This window comes from uncultured Clostridium sp. (assembly GCF_937920395.1).
In the GTDB taxonomy this organism is placed as follows: domain Bacteria; phylum Bacillota; class Clostridia; order Clostridiales; family Clostridiaceae; genus Clostridium_AD.
Map to the genome: position 1 here is coordinate 1 of NZ_CALEVF010000231.1, position 10665 is coordinate 10665.

General features: G+C 29.6%; 11 protein-coding genes. 3 read left to right on the forward strand and 8 right to left on the reverse strand.

Annotated features, from left to right (window positions below; genetic code table 11):
• Nucleotides 1–107 precede the first annotated feature (107 nt).
• The 3 genes from Q0649_RS14850 to Q0649_RS14860 all read right to left on the reverse strand — a co-directional run bounded on the left by Q0649_RS14850 (nt 108) and on the right by Q0649_RS14860 (nt 1973).
• Nucleotides 108–464: a hypothetical protein gene (locus tag Q0649_RS14850; RefSeq protein WP_298843692.1), complete on the reverse strand. Its 357-nt coding sequence runs from the start codon at nt 462–464 to the stop codon at nt 108–110.
• 170 nt (nt 465–634) lie between these two features.
• Complete coding sequence (locus tag Q0649_RS14855) at nt 635–1540, reverse strand: GH25 family lysozyme (RefSeq protein ID WP_298843695.1); 906 nt, start codon at nt 1538–1540, stop codon at nt 635–637.
• A gap of 70 nt (nt 1541–1610) precedes the next feature.
• On the reverse strand, nt 1611–1973 hold the full coding sequence (locus Q0649_RS14860; RefSeq protein WP_298843698.1) for a hypothetical protein: 363 nt from the start codon (nt 1971–1973) through the stop codon (nt 1611–1613).
• A gap of 445 nt (nt 1974–2418) precedes the next feature.
• Between Q0649_RS14860 and Q0649_RS14865 the strand changes: the two genes are divergently transcribed.
• Complete coding sequence (locus Q0649_RS14865; RefSeq protein WP_298843701.1) at nt 2419–2760, forward strand: hypothetical protein; 342 nt, start codon at nt 2419–2421, stop codon at nt 2758–2760.
• A 74-nt stretch (nt 2761–2834) separates the two neighbouring features.
• Nucleotides 2835–3746, forward strand: coding sequence for a DNRLRE domain-containing protein (locus tag Q0649_RS14870; RefSeq protein ID WP_298843704.1), 912 nt, complete (start codon nt 2835–2837; stop codon nt 3744–3746).
• Nucleotides 3747–3859: 113 nt separating this feature from the next.
• Here Q0649_RS14870 and Q0649_RS14875 read toward each other — a convergent pair whose 3' ends face one another.
• From Q0649_RS14875 to Q0649_RS14890, 4 genes are all read right to left on the reverse strand, one after another.
• The gene (locus Q0649_RS14875; protein ID WP_298843708.1) at nt 3860–4051 is read right to left on the reverse strand and encodes a GH25 family lysozyme; all 192 of its coding nucleotides are present in this window, start codon (nt 4049–4051) and stop codon (nt 3860–3862) included.
• A 555-nt stretch (nt 4052–4606) separates the two neighbouring features.
• A complete protein-coding gene (locus Q0649_RS14880; RefSeq protein WP_298843711.1) occupies nt 4607–5701 on the reverse strand; it encodes a GerAB/ArcD/ProY family transporter in 1095 nt (364 codons plus the stop codon).
• Between the two features lie 32 nt (nt 5702–5733).
• Nucleotides 5734–6903 (reverse strand): Ger(x)C family spore germination protein, encoded by a 1170-nt coding sequence (locus Q0649_RS14885; RefSeq protein ID WP_298843713.1) that lies wholly within the window; start codon nt 6901–6903, stop codon nt 5734–5736.
• Between the two features lie 70 nt (nt 6904–6973).
• The gene (locus tag Q0649_RS14890; protein WP_298843716.1) at nt 6974–8527 is read right to left on the reverse strand and encodes a spore germination protein; all 1554 of its coding nucleotides are present in this window, start codon (nt 8525–8527) and stop codon (nt 6974–6976) included.
• 583 nt (nt 8528–9110) lie between these two features.
• On the opposite strand from Q0649_RS14890, the gene Q0649_RS14895 reads away from it, so the two are divergent.
• Nucleotides 9111–9710, forward strand: coding sequence for a tyrosine-type recombinase/integrase (locus Q0649_RS14895; protein ID WP_298843719.1), 600 nt, complete (start codon nt 9111–9113; stop codon nt 9708–9710).
• 256 nt (nt 9711–9966) lie between these two features.
• Here Q0649_RS14895 and Q0649_RS14900 read toward each other — a convergent pair whose 3' ends face one another.
• On the reverse strand, nt 9967–10179 hold the full coding sequence (locus Q0649_RS14900) for a hypothetical protein (protein WP_298843722.1): 213 nt from the start codon (nt 10177–10179) through the stop codon (nt 9967–9969).
• Between the last annotated feature and the right edge of the window lie 486 nt (nt 10180–10665).

Here is a 10665-nt window from a genome sequence, read left to right on the forward strand (position 1 = left end):
GGGGTATAGGCTAGTTATAGAGGTCTATTAAACGTCGTGAAATTAAACTTTCACGACATTTAATTTAATCCTTTGTTTTTTAATGGAGTAAAAATATATTAATATTATTATAAACTTATAAGCTTTTGAACTATATATACAATAATTCCGCCCATAAGACTTGCAATTGTTATCAACAAAGGTGCTGAAAATGTTTTTCTGCCTTCATTTTCATAGTTGTTCTTTTCTAATACAATTATTCTTTCCTCTATCTGTTTATTGATATTTGCAAATTGACTTGATAATACCCCGGATTGAGCTATAGCTTTATCATTAGCAAGTGCTACTTCACTTATATCATTGGCTCTATTAGCATCTATACGTTTTGCTTCTGCTACAAACATTTTTTCAATATATTCAAAATGAATGTCCATTTGTTTCTCTAAATTTTTTATTTCACAGAGGCATTTCTCTAGTTCATCCACGTTGTCACATCTCATCTCCTTAATTATATTGTAATTTTAGTGGAGGTTAAAACTTCCACACCAAGTATTTTTGATAGTCGTCAAATCTACAATTTTTTATACTGCCAATTTTAAGATACATGAAGCTTGTACAAATTTTAATTTTTATCTTGAATGGTTTACTCAAACTATTAATTTAAAAGTTGTATTATAGTTAATGGACCTACAATTCCATCTTTTTTTAACCCTTTTGAAGTCTGAAACTTCTGAACCGATAGTAATGTGTCCTGTCCAAGATATGAATCAGCTCCAGTCTTACCACAGTTAAATCCTAATGCAATAAGTTGTTGCTGTATGAAGCGGACAAGCTCATTATGAGCTCCTGTAGCAACAAATGTTTTAGCTATAACTTCATTTGTATGGTTACCTTTGATACCATCTTCTAAAAGCTTGTCTCCATTTTTATCTGTTAATCCAACTATATTGGCAGCATGTTGAAATGCCTTTATAACTGCACTAACAGGCACAGGAGATATTGAACTAAGAAATACGCCAGAACTAAATTCATTTAAATCTACAGGTCCATTTATCCCGTTTACGATACCAGTTGATGAGTATTGAAATCCTATATAATTAACTGCATCCGGCTTTGCTACTCCATAATGAGCCACCCACAATGGTATATTCTTAACTGAGTTATTTAAATTGTTTGCGTAAAAATAATCTCCTGTATAAATGCATACTTCCTTATTATTTGATATTAGATAGTTTACGAATAATCTTACATTAGAGCTTATCTTAGTTACGGTTTGACCTAATGCCACTTCCACATCTATAGCATATTTACAATCGGACGAAAGCCCATTTATAACATTCAAAAAATGTTTTGCCTCTAATATTGGATCATTTGCTCTTAAAAAATGATAAAATCCAACTTTTAGGCCAACTGCTTTAGCTCCGCTATATTGTGATTGTAACAATGGATTTTGGTAAGAGATACCTTCAGTAGCTTTAATATAAACTATTTCTATTCCACTGTTTTTCACTTTTTTAAAATCCACACCTTGTTGATAATTGGATATATCTATGCCTTTCATAAACTTCATCTCCATTTCTAAATTATTTTCTAATAGACAAGATATTTTACATATTTAGCTATTGTTAATCCTATTGAAGTATTAGTGGTGTAATTTGGGGAACTCCCTGATCTTGTATTTTCTCTAAACGAGCTACTGCATTCTCTATTAAAACTTCCAATTCACCTTCAATTAAGAAGTTTACTCCAAACTTAGCTTCAAGTAATGAAACCGCTTTAGCAAACTTTTGTTCATTTTCTAAAGTACCATATTTCTGGGCGATTGCTACAATAACTTTTTCTGTATATTTTTCTATTATTGAAGCATTCTTTTCCCCAATTTCTTGTGTCAACTTATTTTTTATTCCTATTAATGCTTGTACCACATAAGGTGTTATAGCTGTTACTGCAAAACCAAACAAGATTTCAATTACATTTAAAATTTGTTGTTCCATATAAATACCCCTCTTATTAATTATTTAATATCAATATGCCTGAAACTAGTAATAGCACTATACCTGATTATAGATGGTACTCCATTAAATGTTTCCCGTTCTAAAATCTTTTGAGCTTGTATATATTATGCAAATTGCCAGTAAATGTACCATAATATAAAAGAGGTATTGTGTAAATAAAATCAAAATAAATAAGTACCACATTATTTATATAACGCAATACCTAAATTATTTACCTGTTATTTTTGTTTATCCGCAAAGTGAAAAGTGGGAGATAAATTATAGTATAACAACTGTACAAACATTGAAACAACTAAAAGACACATTAATAGTATACCTTGTCCATATATATTCTAACTTTAAAGCACAAAATACAAGAGAATATATAATATATATTGAGCTAATAAATAGCTAGCTTAAATTTAAAAATAAGGGGTCTTTATATATGGCAGCTTTAACTATAGATTTTGGAAGCCCTAAAACCGCTTCTGTTCAAGAAATACAGCTTACTGGAAAGATTGGTACTGATTCTCCAACCTATGCAGTAACTATAACTTTAGATGTTCTCGATAATATTACTACTCCAGCTACGCCTACGCATAGATATTTTTATGTAACAAAGGAGTATATTGCTGGCGCAGACTTCTCTACTACGCCCGATAAAGTTTATATGACAATTACTCCTAGATTAACTGCTAATGAACTTTTATCAACACCGGACCCAGTTACACTATTAGTCAGTGGTGATGGTGGAGCTTTTGAAGGAGAAATGGTTCCAATAGCTTAATAGTTTAATAATAAAATGCAGACAAAGCCTGTCAATGGCTTTGTTTGTGTTATAAAATAAGGGGGTTGAAAAAAGTGGAAAGTATTATAATATCATCAACTAAAAGTCTTACATTAACAAATAAAATTCTTGATGGAAACATAAATAAAGATAATATAACTGTAGGATATGATGGAGTATATTCTTATTCTAGCCTTTTATTTTTCGATATTTCCAAAATACCCATTAATGCTGAAATAGCCAACGCAGAAATTGTATTATTTAAAACCGATAAATTCTATGATGACAAAAAAAAATGTATTTATATATATCCACTTTTTGACTACTTCAATAATTACACTACCTACAAAAATCCTCCGATGGTTAACAATCTTATTCAAGGCAGTATCTATCCCATAACTTCTAAAATACTAGTTAAAGCTAACATTACTAAGATTGTATCGCTATGGTTTAAGCATCCAGCCTCGAATAAGGGGATAATTCTATACAAAAAAAGCAATGATTTTATCACTAACTACGGTTCAGCAACATGTAAGGACAGTAGCCTAACGCCCTTTATAAAAGTGAATTATGGTATAAAAAAAACTATTGCAATACTTGAAAATAATACTAACTATAAAAACGAATGTAATCATAATATTAAAAATTTCACTTCAATGAAAGTAATATATTATCCTTGTCCCTGCAATTGCAATCATAGTATTATACCAATACCAATACCAACAACAAGACAGGTTAGAATTATTGGAATAGTTGCCCCGATGGCAATATATGAAGCTATTGTAAAGCTGACGGTAACTAGAATTGGTACTGGAAATACTGATAATTATTATGTTACTGATGAATACGATAATTCAGCAAGCAGCATTTCACTTGCAATAGACAAGATTTATAATATTGCTGTTCTTCCACAAGCAAACCCAGTCGATACTGAAAGTATAGCTTTTTATGGATCCTATAAAGGAAAAACAGAATTATTTATTTGAGCTATCACAACATAGACAATCTATACATTCATTTCTACTCCTTTGGCTAAATAAACACAAATGTTATGAAATGATAATTCAATTAAGGAGGTAATAGTTAGGTTCTTTTATTTCTATATAGGGGTAGTGCTCGCAAACCCAATTCTAAGTTCTGCTGCCATTGCTCCACTGTATTGAGATTCTAACAAAGGATTAGTATATGTCACTCCTTCAGTAGCCTTAATATAAACTATTTCTACTCCACTATTTTTTACTTTTATAAAATCCACATTTTGTTGGTAACTAGATATATCTATTCCTTTCATAAAACATACCTCCATTATTAATAATAATGTCATATCATGGATGTTAACATAACAATTTTGATACTTTTAAAAAATATAAATGAAAAGTACGTTAAAAATATAATCTCATGAAATAATAAACGAACTTTAACTTGATATAAAACTTAATATTATAAAAAATGCAACTTCCTTAATTTCAAGAAATAATAGAACAATTTGAATGCTAAATGTTGCAAAAATGTAGCTATATGTATAGCTTTGAATATTATATAATAAGTTCTATTAAATTCAAAGGTAATAGAATTCCTCCTTAAGGCCTAACATAATTGTTAGGCCTTTTTTAGAACACTGAAAGTAACACAATACCAATTGAGTTACATTCGCATTGAGTCTATTGGTCATTCTTTAACATTGCAAATATGTTATGTTTTCAAAGCTTACCTTCTAAATTTCCACCCCTAATAATACAAAAACAACATGTTTAATATATATAGAAGAGTATCAACAACAAACAAATAAGTTTATTAATGCTTTTTTATTGCAGAGCCGTCTAACTATCTTTTAGAAAGATTATATTTACTTTCTTAACAAAGCTTTTAAATAATACACAATTAATGCAATGATTGGAATTATTACGGCTAATGATAAAAGTATATATGTAGATGTTAACTGACCTATATATATATGCTGGGGAAAATTTGAAGCTATTAACAGTGAAGTAATAAAAACCAGGATACCCAAAGGTAGCGCTAAATATTTAGTGTCCTCTAATTTTATTAGTTGAGAGAGACCTAGCATAGATCCATACATAGAAAAGCCCACCTTAATAAAATCACCCATTATAACAAAGAGAACAAAAAATACACCGAATCTACTAAAGAACTCTCCTATTTTCATGATACGATAGGTCTGAAGAAGGGGAAAGAGTGAAGTAGATGCAAAATTTAACCCAAGTACTGATATAAACATTATAGTGTTAGCCGTGAGGAGTATTCCTAAAAATATAATAGCTAACACTGCTGATTTTCTTACTCTGGATGATTCAGTGACTAATGGATATAGCATAGTTAATACTATACTCTCACCATATGGAAAAGTAATGAGGAGCCAACCTTTTTTTATAACAGGAAATATACCTTTTTCAAGAACAGGCTTTAAATTATAAACGTTTATTGCATCTGGCATGGAAAATAAGAATAACCATTTCATCACAAATATAAACACAAACAAAATAAGAAAAATTTGGCACACTCGTGATAAATTTTCAATTCCAGTGTATGTTGCATATATAACTGTAGACATAAATACTATTCCAATTATGTACATTGACATTCTAGGCATTACAGCGATTAGTATAATTTCAATAATATCTCTTGTGTCTCTTGCAGCTTCATATGCAAAAAAAATAATATATACTACACTCAAGGTATAGCCTATTACTTTCCCAAAAATTTTGGGCATATATGTAACTATAGTATCCTTAGGATATTTTTTCCACAATTCGACATAAATAAGTTGCAGAATAATAGCTGGAATTATATAAATGAGCATTGCTATCCATGCATCCTGTTTTGCTTCAGGGGTTATCAAATAAAGAGCTGCAGTACCATAGGGCATCATTACAATGGCACTAAAGAGTTGATAGGCTGATATTTTTGTTTTCGTTTTCACTTAAGTTCCACCTTTTTTATAATGTTTTTCCATCAATCCATAGGTTTAGATATATATCCAGGTCTCTTTAAACTAGAAATTACCTTTATCTCAATATTTAAATTAGGAAATATATTCTTCCATCGTCCTTCAATATAACTCCATTCTTTAGGATAATCTCTATGTATCATTTCTCCAAATCCAAAAATATCTGCACCAAACTTTTTTTGCGCTACATTTATAGCTAACTTAATTTCATTACTTATAGCATTATTCTGTATGATTTCTAATCTATCCATTATTTCAGGAGTCTTTATTGGGTCTATCTTACCAGTCATCTCGGATATATTACTTTCTTCTTTTACGTTTATCAGCATTGTATATGAATCAGTTTTTATTGAGGGTTTTATCTTACTACTTGCCCTAATAATCTCAAAAGTTATTTTACCGCCATCCGCTAATAAAGTTGTTATGTAACCGAATTTAACCTTGCCATTTATCCATTGCATACCTCGTGTTTCGTTCATGTCCATAAAACCTATGAGCTTATCCTTATTAAAGACTGCAGTACCAACCACTTCAAATGTTTCATCCGCATCAGTACTTTTACTTAAATTAATAACACCTGTAACAGGTGTTTTTGTCTTACTAGATAAAGAATTAGCGAAATCTAAAATTGAAGCGGTATTTGTGAAACCAAAACTTGATTGTAACCTTAATATATTATCTACTTCATTAGCAGGAATTTTCTCATGAACTGATATCGCCCTTATAATATCAAAAGCATTACCTTTTGTTACAAGTAATGGAATATCGGGTCTCATTTTATAACCTCTTAATGAAGCATCTAAGATCAAGGCTATACCTGATTCCGCTAGTTTCTTACCTACTACTATAAAATCTATATGACCATAATTTAGTTCCTTACCAAGCTTTGTGGTTAGTTGACCTTTACAATCAGAAATACTATCACCTATAGTGTTAAAAACCACTACATCTGTAGCTTTCTGCTGACTTCCAGCTTTTTTTCCAATCATACCTCCACTTGAGTCCTTTTGTGGATTTAATATCTGTGCGGTTAACATGTATTTACCATCAGATGTTATATCATATCCTATTGCCACAGCTACAGCCAGTTTATCAAGTTCCTCTTTTGTACCCTTACAACTAGTTGCAAAAATTGAAATCATGATCAATATGAAAATAGAAATAAATCTTTTCATAAGCTACTCCTCATTTTTTTTTAGTTTAGTTTCTTTCTGTTCTTTTTATAAAAATTTTTAGTAAAGTAGGTTATCTACGTGTACTATTCTTGCCTCTAATAAACCAGGATTTTTTAAACTTTGTCAATAAGGGTTTTCTTATAAATATATCTGACAGTTTTTTTTCTTGAATTGGAGCCATAGGGCTTAAATATGGAACACCATAGGACCTTAATGATGTTAATCTTAAAAGCAGCATTATCATTCCACAGGTAAGGCCCACAAGCCCCAGTGTTCCACCAAGAACAAGAAATATAATTCTTGGATATGTAAGTGCCAAACTCATATCTGTAGATGGTAAAGCAAATGAAGATAATGCTGTAAGAGAGACCACTATAACCATAGCTGTACTAGCAAGACCTGCTTCAACTGCTGCTTGACCTAACACCAATGCACCAACAATGCTTATCGTCTGCCCGAGCGCCCTTGGCATCCTGATACCAGCTTCCCGAAGTAACTCATAGACACTTAACATTAATAAACACTCAACTAAAGCTGGATAAGGTACACCAGAACGGCTTTTTATTAAACTTACTATTAAAGGAGTTGGAATAAGCTCCGGATGAAATGTTGTTATAGCTACGTAAAATCCTGGTAAGGTCGTGGATATAACAAATGCTATATATCGAATCCATCTATTAAATGTGGCTGCAACAAATTTCAAATAATAATCCTCGTTATTAAAAAAAAATTCTATAAAGAGTGAGGGTACAGTTAACACTATAGGCGTTCCATCAGTTAAAATGGCAACACGACCTTCTAGTAACTTACCTGCTATTACATCTGGTTTTTCTGTACTATATACAGTGGGAAAATTACTTGTAGGCTCATCCCCTATGAACTCTTTTATATGGTTGGATTCCAATACTGAGTTGATATCAATTTTATTTATCCTTTCTTTTACCTCATTTACTATTTTAGGATCAACTGTATTTGAAAGATAGACAATGATAACTTTTGTTTTAGTCTCTCTTCCTATTCTAAATTCTTCCATTTTAAAATTTGTGCTCTTAATTTTTTTTCTTAAAAGCGTTATGTTAGAACTTATAGATTCTGTAAATCCTTCCCTGGGACCTCTCAAAACAGTTTCAGATTGAGGTTCCTCCACAGCTCTACCAGGAGGGTTGTTTATATCAATAATCATTGATTCATTTATTCCATCTACAAATAAAACAACTTTACCGTCTAATATTGAATCTACGACTTTGCTTAGGTCTTGAAATATATTGTTATCTCCTATCCCAAGTAAGTACTGTGAATACTCTTTACTATTAGGAGGATAGGAATATTCAACCTTTTTATTTATCAATCTTTCAATAATAGATTCTTCAAATATCGTTGTTTCTATCATATTATCTATATATACAAGAATAGCCCCGAATTTTGCATTGCTTGTAATTTTGAATTCTCTTATAATTAAATCAGTGCATTTATCAAAAATATTATTTATATTTTTTTTATTCTCCTCTAATCTATTTGAAACTTTCAAATTTTTGTATTCTTCTTGTATATTTTTATGACTTATAGCTTGATTTTTACTATTATCTTCACTTAACGAAAAAACTTTTTTAATTGAATTTAACATTAAATCACCATCCATTCTAATATCTTGTGATTAATCAAGCTATTTATACTTATGATGGATTATTTGAATATAAAAAGTTATAATATTCTGCAATTTTTTTTAATTAAACACTCATACACATATTTAATAAGTCTAAAAAGTAAGTGGGTGAAATAAGTGAGATTTAAAAACCAATTATAGGAAGAGCTTCAAAGCTAGTTTATATATTAAAAATAAAGTGAAAGTAACACAATGGTAATTGAGTTACATTGGTATTGGGGCTATTTCCTATTCCTTGAAAATTTCATTTTGAATGTAACATATCGTTTTGACTTGTAACATTCAAAGTAACATAACCTTCTTAATCCATTGTTAGTTATTGTAATCTCAGTATCCTTATACTTTTGTTGGTTTTGAGGTGTTTTTATTAAAAAAGGATTCCTCACTTGATATAAAACACATATAAACATGGATGTAATGTCCAACTTTTATATTTTGTTTTTATAAAAACAGATAAACACTTGCATTCTCAATGGCTAACATGGTATTTTAAAGTTGGACATAATGATTAGAAGGTCTATCTTTTGAAATGAGGTGCTTAAATATGATAAAAGAAAATGAAGAGAAAGTAAAATATCTTACTCAATCGGAAATGAAAAAGGTTTTTAAAGTTATAGAAAAAGATAATAGCTTACATGCATTGAGAAACCTGATTATTTTTAGAATAGCATACAGATGCGCTTTAAGAGCTTCTGAGGTTGGGTTAATACACTTAGAGGATTATAACAAGACTAGAGGTGAAATGTATTGCCACAGGCTTAAGGGGAGCAATAATAATACCATAAGATTAGACCAAGAAACTATTAAGATCTTAAACAAATATATTAGGCAAAATGAAATTTGCGATAATCAGCAAGTTTTGTTTTTAAGCCAGGAGAAAAAACCGATCTCACGCAAGACTTTAGACGTCTTAATGAAGAAATATTGTAACTTAGCTAAAATAAGCGATATAGAAAAATACCATTTCCATACTTTAAAACATACGGCTGCGGTTCATTTGGCAGAATCCGAAATTGATATAAAAGAACTGCAATACTATTTGGGACATAAATCTGTTACCAACACTCTTATCTACTTTCAATTTACAACTAAGCAGCAAGAAACTATGTATGCTAAACTTCAAAAAAATAATCAAATGGTTTAAATAACTGATTTATAATACATTCACTTTGTCTTTTGACATAGATAAAATAAAAAAATCTTAGCATAATATAATGTACCCGATAGGGTACACATTATAATTGCTAAGATTTTTTTATTTTAATTCTATTCATAATAAGTAATCCTATTTATCGTAATAACGTTATTACTTATAATTTATTTACTCATTAATTTCTTTTTAGGTAAAATGTTATCTTTATGAAAAATACGATTTATGGCCACGCCAATTTCGTATTATTTTATATTTTCCATTTAATAATTTTTCCCACACCTAAATAATGGGAAAAAACTAAATTAAACTTATAATTAGTGTTTCCCTTTTTATATGCTAGTATGAGCTTGTCCACTATTCTACTTTGTTCTAGTATAAAATCATTTGAAAGAACCCAATCGTTATTTTCTATCATTTTATTAAGTATCTTCTTTTCCGTGTTTAGTTTTCCCATTAACATTATTAATTTGTCACCTCCAGTCCATACATTGTACTCTAATATATGGAATTAATTTGTAGTAATATGTCACGATTAAAAATAATTTATATGAGATTGCAAAAATATGGAATAATTATGAAATTGAGTTATAGTCAACTTATCTAATACAATGTTTTATTTGATTATCTTTTCCATTTAATTTACAATATGTGGTTTTAAATATATAATTTATCAACCTATTATGCTTAACATATATTATTAACATAAAAGGCTGTACTCGTATAAAGAGTGCAGCCTTTTATGTATTCTATACTTTTCATAATTGCTATATTTTTTAACCACAGAATAACAAATTTTAACTATTTCATATTGAAATACTTTGGTTCAATAGCATTTTGTAAAATATCTTTTAATATATTCGTTACAGTTTTACCTTCAAGAGTAGCTTTAAATTTTAAAGCTATAGAAATATTTTGAGGAAGTACAAAGGTTCTATTTATTATTACA

What these genes read in the sequence shown, in the direction of transcription:
- Q0649_RS14865 (WP_298843701.1), top strand. Translation starts at nt 2,419, where the DNA reads ATGGCAGCTTTAACTATAGATTTTGGAAGCCCTAAAACCGCTTCTGTT.
- Q0649_RS14890 (WP_298843716.1), bottom strand. Translation starts at nt 8,527, where the DNA reads ATGTTAAATTCAATTAAAAAAGTTTTTTCGTTAAGTGAAGATAATAGT.
- Q0649_RS14895 (WP_298843719.1), top strand. Translation starts at nt 9,111, where the DNA reads ATGATAAAAGAAAATGAAGAGAAAGTAAAATATCTTACTCAATCGGAA.
- Q0649_RS14860 (WP_298843698.1), bottom strand. Translation starts at nt 1,973, where the DNA reads ATGGAACAACAAATTTTAAATGTAATTGAAATCTTGTTTGGTTTTGCA.
- Q0649_RS14855 (WP_298843695.1), bottom strand. Translation starts at nt 1,540, where the DNA reads ATGAAAGGCATAGATATATCCAATTATCAACAAGGTGTGGATTTTAAA.
- Q0649_RS14900 (WP_298843722.1), bottom strand. Translation starts at nt 10,179, where the DNA reads ATGTTAATGGGAAAACTAAACACGGAAAAGAAGATACTTAATAAAATG.
- Q0649_RS14885 (WP_298843713.1), bottom strand. Translation starts at nt 6,903, where the DNA reads ATGAAAAGATTTATTTCTATTTTCATATTGATCATGATTTCAATTTTT.
- Q0649_RS14875 (WP_298843708.1), bottom strand. Translation starts at nt 4,051, where the DNA reads ATGAAAGGAATAGATATATCTAGTTACCAACAAAATGTGGATTTTATA.